Raw genomic sequence first — 14,424 nt, forward strand, 5'->3', positions numbered from 1 at the left:
TCACCGTCCTGGGCGGCGTCGCGATCGGCATGGTCCTGCGCCGCACCCTGCTCTCGATGGTCGTGACCTTCTTCTTCGCGGTCGCCGTCCAGGTGGCCTGGGGCCAGTACCGGCTCGACCTGGGGCACGTCGTGAGGATCACCACCGACTCGGGCGTCGACGGCGGCCCCCCGAGCCTCCCCACCGCCGCCCACGAGATCGACCAGTCGTTCGTCACGTCGTCCGGGGAGACCCTGGGCTGGAGCACCTGCGTGCACGCCGGATCCGAGAAGGCCGTCGAGGCCTGCCGGCAGCAGAAGGGCATCGTGGGCTGGGCGGTGGACTACCTCCCCATCTCCCAGATGAGCGGCATGCAGTGGCTCGGCGCCTCGATCCTGTTCGCCCTGGCCGCCGCTGTCACGGCCTTCGTGTTCCTCTGGGGCCGCAAGCGCGTCGTCTGAGGTGACGGCCTCGGTCCGCGAAGATACGGCACGACCCCGGGCGGCGCTCCCAGTGCCACCCGGGGTCCTGCCGTCCCTGCTGCAGAGGGCAACGGACGCCCGTCACAAACACGGAGGGCAGCCTCCGACGATGCGGTCGGCGTTGATCCACCGACCGCCGAGTACGAGCTCAAGCCGAAGGCACGTCCGAGGACCGCACGCCGAACCACTGCTCGGCTCCGAACTCCTCGAACCGCTCCACCTCGGTGAACCCCAGCTTCTCCGCGAGGCGTACGGAGCGGCTGTTGGCGGTCTGGGTGCAGAGCACCACCGGCTCGCCCGCAAACGCGCCGGTGAACCAGTCGAGTGCCGCCGCGCAGGCCTCGGCGGCGTACCCGTACCCCCACGCCTCCGGCAGGAACAGGTAGCCGAGTTCGGCCTCCCCGGCACCCGGCAGGACACGACCTGGACGCTCCGCGTCGCGCCGGTCGAGCGTGATCGTGCCGATCAGCGCCCCGTCGAGATCGACCACGAAGAAGCCGGGACGCCGTCCGGGCACCTCGGGCACCGTGCGCTCGAGTTCGTCCCGCGGTCGTGCACCGCCGATGTAGGTGCCCACCTCCGGTGAGGCCAGCAACTCGATCACCGCCGCACGGTCCCGGGCCCCGGGCTCACGGAGCACGAGCCGTTCGGTCCTGATCGGGGCAGGCGGCCAGGCGACAGGTCCGAGCTCTCTCATGGCGGGCAGCCTACCCAGACCCTTCGGCGGGAGCTCAGGGCTTTTCCGATGGGAAACAGACCCGCATCAGGTCCTGGCCTGTTGCGGGACGGCCTGAGCCTCATCGCGCTCGACCTCGGCGACCACGTGGCGGCGCCATCGGGAAACCCCGAGCGCGGTCGACACCAGCACCAGGCCCGCGAGGACAGGTCGCATCCCGCGGATCAGGGCGTCAAGGTGACGAAGACATCTGCGACCCGGTCGGCGTCGGTCGGGTGGGCGGCGGCCACAACCCTCCGCACGGCTGACACCGCCGTACCGCGACACCGCCCGTCATCGGCGTACAACCATCAGGTATCCCGACGGGTCAAAGATCGCGGTTCAAGCGTCACCGCCCGCCATCGGACACCGGAGAGCCATGCGCGCCACACGTACTGCCCTTGCCACCGCCGCGGCGCTCGCGGCAGCGGTCTGCAGCCCGCTTCTCATCGCCCCTTCGGCGGTTGCGGCTCCCGCCAAGCTGGCCGACGACTTCAATGGCGACGGCTACCGTGACTTCGTCATGCTCGGCGGTACGCATGGCAAGGACGGCAGGGTCACCGTCGTCTACGGCACGTCGACCGGCCCCGGCACGCGAGTCCAGACCATCCATCAGGACTCGCCCGGTATACCCGGCGCGGTGGAGAAGGACGACGAATGGGGATTCGCCGCCACCAGCGCCGACCTCGACCGCGACGGCTACGCCGACCTGGTCGTCGCCTCACCGGGCGAGGACGTCGGTGACGTCCGGGACCGAGGCGGGCTGACCGTCGTCTGGGGCGGTGCCAAGGGTCTCGGTTCCGGCACCGTCTTCCACTCGCCCATCGCGTCGGTGAACCCGGGTCAGGGCGACGGATTCGGGCGGGACGTCGTGGCCGGCGACTTCGACGGCGACGGTGACCAGGACCTCGCCGCTGTCAGCGGCAGCCGGGCCGGTGTCGTCCTGCTCAAGGGCCCCTTCACCCGGGCCGGCGGCCGCGCCGGCTGGCAGTCCCTCGGCGACGGCTACGGCTATCTGGACGCCTCCCAGCTGGCGGCAGGCCGGGTCACCGCCGACGCCGCCACCGACCTGTACATCCTCGGCCGTGACCTCCAGGGTGACGACGACCTTGACCTGCGGGCCTACTTCCACCGCGGAGGCAGCGACTTCACCCGGCGCGCGGGCGAGACGCGCGTGCCCGACGACGGCGGCCACCAGATGGGCAGCGGCCCCATGACCACCGTCGGCGACTTCGACAAGGACGGCTACGGCGACCTGGCCATCGGCCGCGGTTACGAGCAGCCGGACCGGGAACGGGGCTACGTCACGGTCCAGTACGGCGGGCCTGTCGGGCCGAACACGGCGCGCAAGCCGGTGAAGTTCACTCAGGACACGGCGGGCGTACCCGGCGCGTCCGAGAACGAGGACTTCTTCGGCGCCGCCGTCTCCGCCGGCGACGTCAACGGTGACGGATACGCGGACCTCGCCATCGGAGCCCCCGGCGAGGCTCTTTCGGGCAAGCGCCGGGCCGGCATGGTCACGGTGTTGCTCGGCCGTGCGGGGGGTCTGTCCGGCAGCGGTGCCAAGGCGTACAGCCAGAGCACCTCCGGTGTCGCGGGCGCCGTGGAGAACGACGACTCCTTCGGACTGAACCTCAAGCTCACCGACTACACCCGGGACGGTCGTGCCGACCTCATGGTGGACACGAACGAGTGGCTGGACAACCCCCGGCAGGGCCTGGTCCACATGCTGAAGGGTTCGGCGTCCGGGACCACCGGCACCGGCTCGAAGGCGTACTCCGTGATCTCGCTCAAGCTGTCGTACACCACGCTCAGCGGCCCCTTCACGCACTGACCGGGCGAGTGCGTCCCTGCCGACGACGGTGGCGGCGCGGCCGGGCTACTGGGCCGCGTCGCAGCTCTGGCAGCGGCTCACCGCCATCCGCTCGACGTTGCCTTGGGTGGCGTGGAGCGGGCTGGATGGCGCGAGACGGCGCCATGCCCCGGGGGACGGGGCGGGCACCCAGCCGTAGACGGGTGGCCGGATGTCGGCCGGAACGATGTGCGTGCAACCGGGAAGGTGGGCCTTGCCGCTGGCGTGGATGATGATCGAGGCCGCCGGCCAGCCATCCCATTCGTCGGTGGGTCCGCCGCTGAGGGGTGGGCGTGGACCGCAGTCCGCGCAGTTGTGCATCTCATGGCGCTCGCAGTACCGCATGGTCCTCACCCTGGCAGGTCCCGAGTTTCCGCTCGGGCGCTCGAGCCGACTTCGCCACCATTGAGCGAACCCGTACCCGGTCGGCTCGATCCTTCGGTCTGCCGGTCTCAGATCCTCACCCACTGCCATGGTGTGGCTCATGGGTGAACTGGTTGAGCGGGTCGATGAGCAAGATCACGTGCTGGGTGTTGTGGACAGGGCTTCGGCGATCCGACACGAGTGGATCCATCGAGTAGCGACGATCGTGTGCCGTGATGCCGGTGGGCGGATATTGGTCCACCGTCGAGCCGATGGTGTCCCGCTGTTCCCTGGGCTGTTCAACTGGTTGCTCGGGGGCGCCGTGAATGTTGGTGAGTCGTATGAGGACGCGGCAGCAAGGGAGCCGGCCGAGGAACTGGGGGTCGAGGCCCGCCCTCGGTTCCTGTTCAAGTTCCTCTGCAGGGGCGCGATCAGCCCGTACTGGCTCGGCTTGCACGAGGTCGTTGTGGAGGGACCTGTCCAGCCGGATCCGTCGGAGATCGCTTGGTGCGACTGGGTGACCGAGTCCCAGCTCGGCGGTTTTGTCCGCCGGCAGACATTTGTTCCCGACGCTCGCGAGGCATTCGACCGTTATCGCGCACTCATCCATCCGCCACAGAGGGAGGCAGGCGGGCCGGTCTCCTTCTCAACGATGGTGGAGAGAGCAAAGAGCCTGCCGGGCTCCGATGCAGCACCGTCGCCGACGTGCCAGTAGGGCACCGTGATGCCGACCTCGTCACCGAACGCTGACAGGTCGATACCGGTGCCGAACTGGCTCACGGTCAGGTGGCGCGCACGGTGGTGAGCATCCCGTGGTCGAAGGCCGTGTAACGCCACCGAGAACGACCGCTCAGCCGCCGCTCTTGCGTCGGAACGACCGCTGGCCGGCAGTCGGGCCGTGCGCGCCGCGGATCTTCGACGCGTCGGTGTTCGCAGCGAGGGCCGTGGTTTCCGCCTGCATGCCGCGTTTGCGCGCCAGGGCCTCCCGAAACTTGGCCTTCAGGTCATACTGGCCGTCCTCGTCAGGCGCCAGGGCAGGGCTCTCGGCGTTAGCCGGCTCGGAACCTTCTTGCGATGGAGACGCTTCAGTCATGGTGACCTCCTGGACTCGGGCAGTGGGAAGCACAGCTTGTCATGCGGGCGACCTTGCGGGGTGCCCCGCGGCCGGAACCCGGGCTGCGTGCCGGGCGCTTTCTGCTGGAGCGGGTGACGGGAATCGAACCCGCTCTCTGAGCTTGGGAGTCACAGGGGCCTCGGTCTGATTCATGGGCCTGACCTGCGAGGACGGCTGTGCCATGGGTGAGCTGCGGCTCGCATCGCGAATTCTGCTGACCGCTGATTACCGCTGCATCTGGTGCTCATCTGGTGCGGCGATCCGTGGGGTCCCGGCTTCGGGTCGGAGTTTCAGTGGGTGCCGCTATCTTCGCTGCTCAGTGATGCGCCGGTTCGACGCTCCCGACGAGGAGCACGGCGGCCAAGGGGGGCCGGATGGGAATCCCCGGGCCCTGGCGGTCCCGGGACGCCGAATGGCTCCGACACCACCCCCTCATGACCTTCTGATCCGTAGCTCGGTAGAGATCGGTCATTCGAGGTCATCCAGGCTGCCGGGAAGCCCATGGGGGTCAGCGTGGGGCGCTGCCGGCTGCTGCGGTTGCTGTACTTCTCTGCTGTACAGCCGGGGTCCGATGGGAACTACTCAGGACGCCGATAGCGCACGCCACGCTCGTACGGCCACCTCGCGAGCCGCCTCTTGTGTCTCTCACCTGCTGTAGTGGTCCGCCGGTGGGTCGTGAGCGTATCGGTCAGAAGGGAGGTTCGAGATCGCCGCGGCCATCGCTGTGTGGTCCCCAGACCCAGGGCTCCTCCGGAAGAGGCTCCGGGCCGGGCGGATTGTGGCCCCAGGCTTCGAGGGTCCTCCACGCGACGCGGCGGTTGGGTTCGTAGCCGCTGGTGTCCAGGACGCGGCGCGCGTGCACGGCGAGGTGATCGCGGTGCTCGGCGAGCGCGGGGTGTTCGACGAGGATGAGCGCGGTGACGACGGCGGCTTCGCGCACGTTCTCGTGGCTGTCCTGGAGGAAGGGCGCGACGGCCCGGTAGAGCATCGGGCGCAGGTTCCGGAAGGCCGCCACGATGGTGCCGGGGGCGAGGAAGCCAGGGAAGCGCTGCTCGATGAAGCCGACAATCTCGTCGGAGGCGTCTTGAAGGGTGGAAGCCAGCCAACCCAACAGCGCCGCGCGGATGGGGATGTCGCGATAGGGCCGGAGGGTCATGGCCGCGGGGTGGGTGAGGATGCCTGCGACATACATGACGGCGGGGGCGGTGGCTTCGTAGATGGTGTTCTGGTGGTTGACCAACTCGCCCAGCTCCGACAAAGCGGTGACCTGGACCTTGGGATCGGGCTCCAACAACCGTGCCAGAACCCCGGGAAGGTCCTCACCGCTCCCGAAAGCCGTCTCGAGCGAATCCCAATCAGTCTCCGCCAGGACTGCCTGGTAGGGCGGCAAGTCAGGCTCGTGGGACGCCCCGGCGTTGAAACGGCTGTGGTTCACAGGCCAAACCTAAACCGGACTTCTGACCTCAGCCCACCACTTTCCCCAGCTCCATCCCGTCCGCCGTCGACCCACACACCGTGGAGCGGGCGTGGTTCATCGCGTCCAGGTGGAGCGCGCCACTGTACGAACGACCTGGACGTCATGGGCCGCGTCTGCTCGGCTCTGCCTGGGTCGACGGTGGACGGGATGGGAGCTCCCCGCGCACGCCACTACGGGCCCGCGGTCGGCGACGGCGCCCCCTCCATCCCGGTGCCGGCCGATCCCCCGCCGGAGGCATCGTCGGTGACCGTGGGCCATGAACGTCGGGTGCTCGACTCATGACCTCCGGGCCTATCCACATGTGGGCGGGCGTCGGCGCAGCCAGGGCTTGATGAAGTAGAGAAATCTGTAACAGGCCTGGTCATAGGGCCGTTGTCCGGCCCGGGTGATGCTTGGCAATCGGGCGCCACGCTCAAGGACACGATGGTCCGGGCGGGCAAGTCCTCCGAGCGGGCTGCGCTGATCTACCAGCACTCGACGTTGGAGCGGCAGCGCGAGGTCGCCGCGGCTCTCGACGCGCGGGTGTGTGCGGAGCGCGCGAGTGCATCTGGTGCGGATCTGGTGCGCGACGCCTAGAGAAGTCTGGACAACAAAGAAGCCCCGGGCTGCTCGCCTGGGGCTTTCTGCTGGAGCGGGTGACGGGAATCGAACCCGCGCTCTGAGCTTGGGAATCACCGCTCGTTGGTGCCCACGTGTGGCCTTGACCTGCGTAGATGGTGCGCTGCTACCCCGGCGCGATGGGCATGCGATGTCCGGCGTTGACCGTGGTTCACCGTTCGATCTGGCACGAATCTGGCACGCTGCCGGGTAGGGCTCGCCAAGTGGCCTTAGCTGGCGGGATCAGCGTTGTCCTGAGTCGCTGTAGATCGCAGCATGCGGAGGGCTTCGCCCCGGACTCCTGGGTCCCCATCGCGCGCCAACGTAGACAAGTGGGCCATCATCTGTGTGGCTCCGTCGTCAGTGGTCCAGCGCGGGTCACAGCTGACCTCGGCATCAAGTTGGTCCGCGGTGCCCATTTCCTGTGCCTGCGAGAGTGCACGCAACACGGCCCGCAGACCGGGAAGGTCTCGACGCGCCAATAGGGCTTTGGCAGTCTCTTGCGTGACGCCGGTGTCGTGCTCATCAAGCAACAGTCGATGCAGGGCTGGGGTCACCTCGCCGTGCTCTGGCCAGGCTGCGAGACGGCGACCTGCGGCAGCTCTCACTGCCCAGGAGGTGGATTGCGCGTCCCGAAGCGCCGACAGCAGGTCGTTTTCGTGGTCACCGTGGTGCATGAGGCGACATCCTGCCGCATAAAGCACCTTAGCGGGGTGGCCTCTTCGTCCCGAAGCAATGCGCGCGACCTTGTGACCTGCGGCCGAACCGCTCCTGGCCTGGGCGGACCGTCCGCGAGCGTCCGTGGTTGTGCGCCCTGGTTCGGGGCCGTTGTAGCGCAGTTAGACACTCAGTTGATCCCCACGTCATGCATGATCACCACCGGGGACAGGGTCTTGACGCCGTAGTCGGGGCGGGCGGAGCCGGCCGGATTCGAACCGGCGTCCTCGCGATTTTGGAGACCGCGCGCGACTACCTCTGCGCTACGACTTCGCCTTGCCGAGATCCTAGTGGTGGCGCTACTGGGGGTGTGCGCTGCCGGTGTCCGTGGCCGGAGCTAGCCTGTCGTGCGTTGGGCCGCTCCGAAGCCGCGGAGATGGACGGGCGCCAAGAGTGAGGGACGATGACCGGGCAAGGAGCCGTAGACCTGATTCGCCTCGCCGATGACGAGGGAAACAGCGTCGCTGTACAGGTGACCGGACGGGACATGCCGGGGGTGCTGACAGGCCATGACACCCTGATTGCGAACGTCCTGGTAACGACCGGGTTCGTCAGGGGGCACCTGAAAGTTTGGCTCTTGCCTAGCGACCTGGTCGATTGGGAAACAGCTCTCGACTCGTTGGCGGCGGGGCGGGACGTCAGTTGGATGGGAGATCGCGCGCCCGAGATCAGAATCCGACTCGAAGGAGAGCGCGGCTGTCCCGACGTCATCGTTGACGACGTACCGGGTTCTATGGCGACAGTGACAGTCCCCGTGGCCCTCGAAGAGGGCTGGATAGATGATCAGCGTCGGCGTTTGGGCGAGGTTCGCCGGCGCTGGCCCCGCGAGGTGGTGGAACCCTCCTTCGGTGTCTACGAGTGGAGTCTGAACCGAAAGCGACATCCGTAGCCGGGTTGCCCTAGGCCTCATCTCCAGCCTCGCACATTGAGCGATTGCCGCAGCGCGGTCGGGCGCTTTCAGCTTCACGTCGAGTGTCCCGGCACCAGTTTGGAAGACTGAGGCTGCGGACCACGCCTCACCTGGGCGGACGCTGACTTGCGGCAACGCGGTCTCGTCACCGCTGTTCCCCGTGGCTCCCCGTTCGGCACCGCCGCACCTGGCACGGCTGTGGCACGGCCGGTCCACTCGATGCCGGCGCGACGGTCGCTGAGGTCCGCTCGTCTGTGCAGGCGGCCACGTGGGTCGCGACGGCCGGAATGTTCAGCTTGTGTCTGGTCCAGATTCGGGTCCTATGTAGATCTCTCTGCCTTCGGAGTCCCAGGCCCTGTTGTAGCCGCCGCTCGGCGCGTTCACAACGAAGTCCTCAGCCTCGAAGGAGACCATGCCGTCACCGCCGCCTCCGAACCACTCCACGACGACGTCCTTCCCCGGCTCCATTACGTACTCGGCCGCGGTCGGCTCGAAGACCACCACCATGCGCCGGTCCGCATTGATCAGGAAACGCACCCGTACCCTTCTGAAGGCCTCATTGACCGTGAGTAGCCGCAACTCATGGCGCGTCTGTAGTGCGCTGGGCGGTCACCAAGTAGCCCGCGAAGCGGACGTCTGGCTGGGCCTTCGCCCACCCGTCTGCTTTTCTAACAGGAACCAGTACGGTCGTGCCCGGAAGCGGGTAGAGCGCGGTGGCCGCACCGTCTGGGCGCACCTCGTAGCGGCAGTGCACCTCGGCGATTGTCAACACCTGCAACTCGGTGGGTTCCTGTTCCCCCTCCTGGCCGTGATGCTCCTCGCAGAAGTCGATCGCTGCCGCACGTTCGCTACCAAGGACGTCGGCGTAGTCCTCCGGATCGACCTCCAGCAGGTTCCACGAAACGACATCCCCCAGCGCGAAGTTCTGCCCGCAGCACTGGATCTGCCAGTCATCGATCCAAATTGTCAACGTCATGCTGCCATTGTCGCCGGAGCAGCGTTGACGGCCGCAAGGTATCGCGCGGGCGGTGGAACGGCTTTGGGCTGGAGTTGCCTTGGGGCGAGAGATCGGGGGCCCGTAAGCTTGCTGCGACTCGGGCAGCACCTGGTCTGCCCGCAATAGCCCGAAGTGGGCCCCCGATCTTCGAGGCTCGCCCCAAGGTGGCTGCGTAAAGCCGTGGAGCCGGCCGCCCCAGCCACCGCGGTTCTTACCTCATGCTCCTCGGCCTACCTCCATGGGCGCGCGGCGGCGGACGGCGCGCCGAGCGGGGCGAAGACTGGAGCGTGGGCGCGGCCGGACGTCGGCGGCGCGCCCGGCGGAGCGTGAGCGACGCCGGGTGTCTTGATGAGGTAGAGAAACCTGTAACAGGCCTGTTCAGAGGGCCGTATGTCCTGACTCGGTTGTGGTTGACGGCGCGAGAATGCGCTAGACCCATCCCTCGTCAAGGTAGATCGTCCAAGTGTCTCCCACTGCCCGATCCAGCTGCACCAGGGCCGCGACGTCCGCGATGACTGTCGGCGCGTCGGACAGTCGCAGCGGAGAGTCCGGGACTCCGTGCCGGGTGTAGGTCGGCAACTCGCCGATGCAGTTGAAGGCGTGGAGTGGCAGGGGATCACGGTCGAACCATGCGAGGCGGTTTTCCTCCGCCCAGGCGGCTGCGGCGTCGACGCGGTCCACATGTGTCAACAGGTACTCAGGGGCGGGACCGCAGCTGAACTGCACGAGGAAGCCCTTGGCGTCTACGGCCCACCAATCCCACATGAATCCAGGTCGAGGGTGCCGCAGGATCGTCGCCATGCCGCCACCGTACCCAGGGCTGGCGGGAAGTAGGTGAGGATGATCCGTAGGAGTCTGGTTAGGCGTCGAAGTCGTATTCGAGGATGTACGCGGCAGAGTCCAAGGTCATCTCGTTGACCTCGACCGGGCGTCCCTCCTCAGCGAACGCTGTCCGGCAGATCAGGATGACGGGCATGCCCATGGACAGCCCGAGCCTGGTTGCCTCGTCTTGGGACGGCATCCGGCTGCGGACTTCTTCGCGGAAGTGCACGGGCTTGGAGCCGAGCTCCGCCAGGCGCGCGTAGGTGCCGCCCGGTCCGGTGTCTTCCTGAGTAATGGCTGACCCCGCCACAAGGTCCGCCGGCAGGTACGAGGTCGACAGCAGGACGGGCTTCCCGTCCAGCACGAAGCGGCGACTGCGTACGCACATCGCTGCACCCGTCGGTACGTCGAGCACGCCGGCGATGTGTTCGGGGGTGGGTGCCTCGGTCACGGAGACCTGATCCACCACCAGGTTGCGGTCCGCGATGTCGGCCGACCAGATCGAGCGGCCCGATCCCCACTGCTCTTGCGCCAGTCGCTGAATGCCGCGGCGTCGCAGTGGCCGAAAGTCGCGTACGAAGACGCCTGCTCCCTTCCGGGACTCGGCGATGCCTTCGTTCTGCAGGACGCTCAGGGCCTGCCGTGCCGTCATGCGGGCTACGCCGTGAACGGTCATGAGCTCGTTTTCGCCTGGCAGGCGGTCACCAGGGCCGTACTCACCTGCCCGGATGGCGTCCTTCAACGTGTCGGCGATCCGCTGGTACTTGGGGCGGCGGTCGGTGCCCTCGGTGGTCATGAGCGATCCCTCCTTCCTCTCTAGACAGCTTAGCGGCTAGGCGGTCAGGCGCCCCCTGCGAGACGAATCCAGCCAACATATATAGAGACGTTGACGTGTATAGAGATGTTGGCTTCACTGAAGACATCTCTAGACAGGTTGCTCGTCCGGAGCAGCCTCACGAACAGGGAGACGCTTCATGCCGTCCTTCAAGATCGACGTTTCGACCGCGGTGACGTTCGTTGCGACCGCGCCTACCCCGAAGCTGGTGAACAAGCAGACCGGTGAGGTGGCGATCGACCGGGAGACCGGAGCGCAGATGATGACCATCGGTCTGCTGATCTCGGACGAGGGTGAGGGCAACCTCTACCAGGTGGCCGTGCCCGCGACCGGGGTGGACGAGACGCTGACGCCGGGAACGCTGGTGTCGGTGATCGGGCTCAAGGCCCGGGACTGGGAGAACACGTTCAACGGCCAGACCCGGCACGGGATCTCGTTCCGCGCGGTGGCCGTCACGGCGGTGGCCTGAGCCATGGTGGATCTGGCGACGCTGATCGAGATCGGCACCCCGCTGGCGGGGGCCGCGGGTGGCCTGGGCTGGGCCCGGGTGAAGGCGCCGGGCGTGTACTGGTCGCTGGTGGGTCTGCCGGTCACGATGGGCCGGTTCCACTTCACCTACGCCTCCACGATGGACGTGTGCGGGCTGACGGTGGCCCCGTCTCGGCTGCGGGCGTTCATGGTCCGCAACCTGGCACGCCGCGAGGTGCAGCCGGTCCCGCCGAAGATCCGCCGGGTTGCCGGGTCCGCCACCGGCTTACGCGTCCGGCTTCGCCTGCCCGCCGGCCTGGAACCTGATGACGTTGCCGCGGCGTCGAACCGGCTCCGGCACGCCTGGGGTGTACACGCGGTGCACGTGGTGGAGATCAAGCCCGGCGTGGTGGAGCTCCGGATGACCGGATACGACGTCCTGCGCACCGTGCGCATGCCCCGCCGCCTCCCGTCCGGCCCCATGATGGTGCCGGTGGCGCTGCGGGAGGACGGCACCGCGTTCGTCCGCAACTACCGGGAGATCCCGCACGCCCTCACGCTCGGGGCGAATCAGTCGGGCAAGTCGATGTATCAGCGCAACCTGATCAAGCAACTCGCCAAACTCCCCGTGGCCCTGGTCGGGATCGACTGCAAGCGCGGCGTCGAGCAAACGCCGTATGCGCCGCGGCTGTCGGCCCTGGCCACCGACCCCGACCAAGCCGCCGGCCTCCTGGACGCGCTGGTGGGCGAGATGGAAGCCCGCTTCGATCTCCTCAAGGAGTACCAAGGCACCGCCCTTTCCACGCCGGACGAGGAGATCACCTCCGACATCTGGGGACTCCCCAAGAAGGTGCGACCGGTCCCGATCGTCGTCCTGGTGGACGAGGTCGCCGAGCTGTTCCTGACGGCGACAAAGAAGGACGAGGAACGCCGGGACCGCATGGTGACCCAGTTGATCCGGCTCGCGCAGATGGCCCGCGCGGTCGGCATCTACCTGGAGATCTGCGGCCAACGGTTCGGCGCCGAACTCGGCAAGGGCGCCACCATGCTCCGCGCGCAGCTCACCGGCCGCGTCGTCCACCGCGTCAACGACAAGCAGACCGCCGAAATGGGTCTCGGGGACATCTCACCCGAAGCCATGCACGCCGCAACCGCCATCGCCGCCGACCGCCCCGGCGTCGCCGTGGCCGGGGACGCCTCCGGAGGCTGGACCCACATCCGCACCCCACTGACCTCGATCACCGACACCGCCGCGGTCTGCCGGGCCCACGCCGACCTGGTCCCCGACCTCCCCGCCCTGGCCCCGTTCCGACCGGACATCCCGGCCCTGCCGGAGTCGACCGATGACGCAGTACCGCTGACCCTGCCCCGCCCGGTCACCGAGTAGCCCAGCACCCTCCGTCCCACCGGTCGGCGCGACCGTTCCCCGCGCCAGATCCCTACCCCACCCATCCCTGAAAGGAGGTGACCCCCGTGGCCCGCCCCAACCGCTTTGACCCGGTGCTCATTCAGGCCGTGATCGCCGGTGCGCTGTCCTTCGCCCACCTGCACGACATCGCCGAAGCCGCCGGCCAGCACGACTGGAAAGCCTGGGCCTACCCCATCTCCGTCGACCTGCTGCTCGTCGCCGCCTGGCGCCGCATGCGCACCCTCCGCGCCGCCAACCGCCCGGCACGCGCCGCCTGGACCTGGTTCGTCATCGCCCTGGCCGCGTCCCTGGGCGCCAACATCGCCACCGCCGGACTCCTCGACATGAACGCCGTCCCGGCCTGGCTGCGCATCCTCGTCGCCGGGTGGCCCGCCCTGGCCTTCCTCGGCGGCACCCTCCTCGCCCACACCCCCACCGTGGCACCCGAACCAGCCGCTAAGCCGACTCCGGCACCCAGCGTCGCTGAGGCTCCGGAACCGGCGCCACGAGTCACCGTCGAGCGTGCCCCCGACCACACCCCGGAGCTCCCCGCGTCCACGCCTGCGCCGCAACCGGTGTCCTCGCCGCCTGTGCCGCCCGCGCTGCTGGCACACGCCCGGAAGGTCGCCGACACCCACCACGCCGCCACGGGCTCACCGATCGACGCCGCGACCCTGCGCACCCGTCTCGGCGTCCCGCCGGCCCTGGCGGACGTGCTCGCCGCCCAACTCACCTGACAGGAGGACACCTCAATGCGTCCGCACATCCGCGCCGCTTTGGAACGCTCCGCCGAACTCACCCGCAGCAACCGCCTGGTCGACGGCATGCGCATGGGTGAGGCAGCGATCAACCAGGCCACCGACGACGAACACCCCGAGATCCAGCAGTGGCTCACCGACCACGCCGACGACTTCACCCGGCGGGAGGACTGACGATGCCGCGTCCGAACCGCTTCTTCAACGTGATCCGCATCGGCCCCGTCAAGGTCGGCACCTACCACGACGGCCGCGGACACACCCGCCACACCGCAGCGTGCACCGCGCCCGGCTGCGGCTTCTCCACCGACTACCGCGACCGCTCCGGCGCCGAACTCGCCGCCCGCACCCACCGCTGCCAGCCCTGATCCACAGAGAGGAGATGAGTCATCGTGCGCCACCCCGACGCGCAACTGAGGGCCAACCACCGCCCCTCCGAGCTGATCCCGCCCGGCGTCCACCCCGGACAGGTCGTGGTCATACAGACGGCGCCGCCCTCCTACGCCGGGAAGATCCTGCTCACCCTCGCCGCCAGCGCCGGGACCGCCCTGGTGATCGTGGTCCTGGCCTTCGCGTTCCAGATGATCGCCGCCGCTGCTGCTGCGGCCATCCCCACCGTGGGCGGGGCAAGCGTCTCGCTACACCTCGCGCGCAAGCGCTAACGGGCCCCCGGGGCGGCACTCAGCCGCCAAGCATCGACCGCCCCGGACGCCCTGCTCCCTCTCAGACCCAACGGACCCGAAAGGACTGCCACATCATGCCCCAGCACGCCCTGAACCGGCCGGTGTGCCGTGACTGCGACGGCTTCCCCGTCGTCGCCATCACCACCGGTACCCGTCTGCCGGACGGCACCCGCTCCACGCTCCACGTCGCCTGCCCTGCATGTAAGGGCACCGGCCACGCCACCCCCGCCGGCCTCCTGGCCCGGACGGG

Annotated in this window: 18 protein-coding genes, 1 tRNA gene and 2 pseudogenes; 11 read left to right on the forward strand and 10 right to left on the reverse strand. The window is 68.4% G+C overall.

Annotation, left to right across the window (positions count from 1 at the left end; all coding sequences use genetic code 11):
* Positions 1 to 440: pseudogene (locus B085_RS0135470) on the forward strand (ABC transporter); the annotation flags it as partial.
* Between the two features lie 169 nt (positions 441 to 609).
* On the opposite strand, the gene B085_RS0135475 reads toward B085_RS0135470, so the two are convergent.
* Positions 610 to 1,158 carry a GNAT family N-acetyltransferase gene (locus B085_RS0135475; RefSeq protein ID WP_026251782.1) on the reverse strand — a complete coding sequence of 183 codons (549 nt, stop codon included), beginning with the start codon at positions 1,156 to 1,158 and terminating at the stop codon, positions 610 to 612.
* 66 nt (positions 1,159 to 1,224) lie between these two features.
* A complete protein-coding gene (locus tag B085_RS51555) occupies positions 1,225 to 1,353 on the reverse strand; it encodes a hypothetical protein (protein WP_018563348.1) in 129 nt (42 codons plus the stop codon).
* Between the two features lie 202 nt (positions 1,354 to 1,555).
* Between B085_RS51555 and B085_RS0135485 the strand changes: the two genes are divergently transcribed.
* On the forward strand, positions 1,556 to 3,010 hold the full coding sequence (locus B085_RS0135485; RefSeq protein WP_018563349.1) for an FG-GAP and VCBS repeat-containing protein: 1,455 nt from the start codon (positions 1,556 to 1,558) through the stop codon (positions 3,008 to 3,010).
* Positions 3,011 to 3,055: 45 nt separating this feature from the next.
* On the opposite strand, the gene B085_RS51245 is transcribed toward B085_RS0135485, so the two are convergent.
* Positions 3,056 to 3,373: a PQQ-dependent sugar dehydrogenase gene (locus tag B085_RS51245; protein WP_161275777.1), complete on the reverse strand. Its 318-nt coding sequence runs from the start codon at positions 3,371 to 3,373 to the stop codon at positions 3,056 to 3,058.
* Positions 3,374 to 3,512: 139 nt separating this feature from the next.
* On the opposite strand from B085_RS51245, the gene B085_RS44860 reads away from it, so the two are divergent.
* Positions 3,513 to 4,106 carry an NUDIX hydrolase gene (locus B085_RS44860; RefSeq protein ID WP_018563350.1) on the forward strand — a complete coding sequence of 198 codons (594 nt, stop codon included), beginning with the start codon at positions 3,513 to 3,515 and terminating at the stop codon, positions 4,104 to 4,106.
* Between the two features lie 135 nt (positions 4,107 to 4,241).
* On the opposite strand, the gene B085_RS0135495 is transcribed toward B085_RS44860, so the two are convergent.
* On the reverse strand, positions 4,242 to 4,484 hold the full coding sequence (locus B085_RS0135495) for a DUF5302 domain-containing protein (RefSeq protein WP_018563351.1): 243 nt from the start codon (positions 4,482 to 4,484) through the stop codon (positions 4,242 to 4,244).
* Positions 4,485 to 5,193: 709 nt separating this feature from the next.
* Positions 5,194 to 5,940 carry a hypothetical protein gene (locus tag B085_RS44865; protein ID WP_018563352.1) on the reverse strand — a complete coding sequence of 249 codons (747 nt, stop codon included), beginning with the start codon at positions 5,938 to 5,940 and terminating at the stop codon, positions 5,194 to 5,196.
* Positions 5,941 to 6,378: 438 nt separating this feature from the next.
* Here B085_RS44865 and B085_RS51250 point away from each other — a divergent pair.
* Positions 6,379 to 6,558: pseudogene (locus B085_RS51250) on the forward strand (site-specific integrase); the annotation flags it as partial.
* A gap of 936 nt (positions 6,559 to 7,494) precedes the next feature.
* On the opposite strand, the gene B085_RS0135510 reads toward B085_RS51250, so the two are convergent.
* Positions 7,495 to 7,569 (reverse strand) — tRNA-Trp (locus tag B085_RS0135510).
* A gap of 130 nt (positions 7,570 to 7,699) precedes the next feature.
* Here B085_RS0135510 and B085_RS0135515 point away from each other — a divergent pair.
* Positions 7,700 to 8,185, forward strand: coding sequence for a DUF5959 family protein (locus B085_RS0135515; protein WP_018563354.1), 486 nt, complete (start codon positions 7,700 to 7,702; stop codon positions 8,183 to 8,185).
* Between the two features lie 312 nt (positions 8,186 to 8,497).
* Here the strand turns inward: B085_RS0135515 and B085_RS0135520 are convergent, their stop codons facing one another.
* From B085_RS0135520 to B085_RS0135535, 4 genes are all read right to left on the reverse strand, one after another.
* On the reverse strand, positions 8,498 to 8,743 hold the full coding sequence (locus tag B085_RS0135520) for a hypothetical protein (protein ID WP_018563355.1): 246 nt from the start codon (positions 8,741 to 8,743) through the stop codon (positions 8,498 to 8,500).
* Positions 8,744 to 8,786: 43 nt separating this feature from the next.
* Positions 8,787 to 9,182, reverse strand: a complete 396-nt coding sequence (locus B085_RS0135525; protein ID WP_018563356.1) for a DUF6578 domain-containing protein — start codon at positions 9,180 to 9,182, stop codon at positions 8,787 to 8,789.
* Between the two features lie 450 nt (positions 9,183 to 9,632).
* Positions 9,633 to 10,004, reverse strand: a complete 372-nt coding sequence (locus B085_RS0135530; protein WP_037733132.1) for a hypothetical protein — start codon at positions 10,002 to 10,004, stop codon at positions 9,633 to 9,635.
* A gap of 58 nt (positions 10,005 to 10,062) precedes the next feature.
* The gene (locus B085_RS0135535; protein ID WP_018563358.1) at positions 10,063 to 10,821 is read right to left on the reverse strand and encodes a GntR family transcriptional regulator; all 759 of its coding nucleotides are present in this window, start codon (positions 10,819 to 10,821) and stop codon (positions 10,063 to 10,065) included.
* A gap of 178 nt (positions 10,822 to 10,999) precedes the next feature.
* Here B085_RS0135535 and B085_RS0135540 point away from each other — a divergent pair, with 178 nt between their 5' ends.
* The 6 genes from B085_RS0135540 to B085_RS0135565 all read left to right on the forward strand — a co-directional run bounded on the left by B085_RS0135540 (position 11,000) and on the right by B085_RS0135565 (position 14,153).
* Positions 11,000 to 11,329: a hypothetical protein gene (locus tag B085_RS0135540; RefSeq protein ID WP_018563359.1), complete on the forward strand. Its 330-nt coding sequence runs from the start codon at positions 11,000 to 11,002 to the stop codon at positions 11,327 to 11,329.
* Between the two features lie 3 nt (positions 11,330 to 11,332).
* Positions 11,333 to 12,715: an FtsK/SpoIIIE domain-containing protein gene (locus B085_RS0135545; protein ID WP_018563360.1), complete on the forward strand. Its 1,383-nt coding sequence runs from the start codon at positions 11,333 to 11,335 to the stop codon at positions 12,713 to 12,715.
* Positions 12,716 to 12,801: 86 nt separating this feature from the next.
* On the forward strand, positions 12,802 to 13,473 hold the full coding sequence (locus B085_RS0135550) for a DUF2637 domain-containing protein (protein ID WP_018563361.1): 672 nt from the start codon (positions 12,802 to 12,804) through the stop codon (positions 13,471 to 13,473).
* Positions 13,474 to 13,488: 15 nt separating this feature from the next.
* The gene (locus B085_RS0135555; protein WP_018563362.1) at positions 13,489 to 13,668 is read left to right on the forward strand and encodes a hypothetical protein; all 180 of its coding nucleotides are present in this window, start codon (positions 13,489 to 13,491) and stop codon (positions 13,666 to 13,668) included.
* Between the two features lie 2 nt (positions 13,669 to 13,670).
* Positions 13,671 to 13,859 carry a mobile element transfer protein gene (locus B085_RS0135560; protein WP_018563363.1) on the forward strand — a complete coding sequence of 63 codons (189 nt, stop codon included), beginning with the start codon at positions 13,671 to 13,673 and terminating at the stop codon, positions 13,857 to 13,859.
* A gap of 24 nt (positions 13,860 to 13,883) precedes the next feature.
* A complete protein-coding gene (locus B085_RS0135565; RefSeq protein ID WP_018563364.1) occupies positions 13,884 to 14,153 on the forward strand; it encodes a hypothetical protein in 270 nt (89 codons plus the stop codon).
* Positions 14,154 to 14,424: the final 271 nt, after the last annotated feature.

Source organism: Streptomyces sp. BoleA5 (assembly GCF_000373665.1).
Lineage (GTDB): Bacteria > Actinomycetota > Actinomycetes > Streptomycetales > Streptomycetaceae > Actinacidiphila.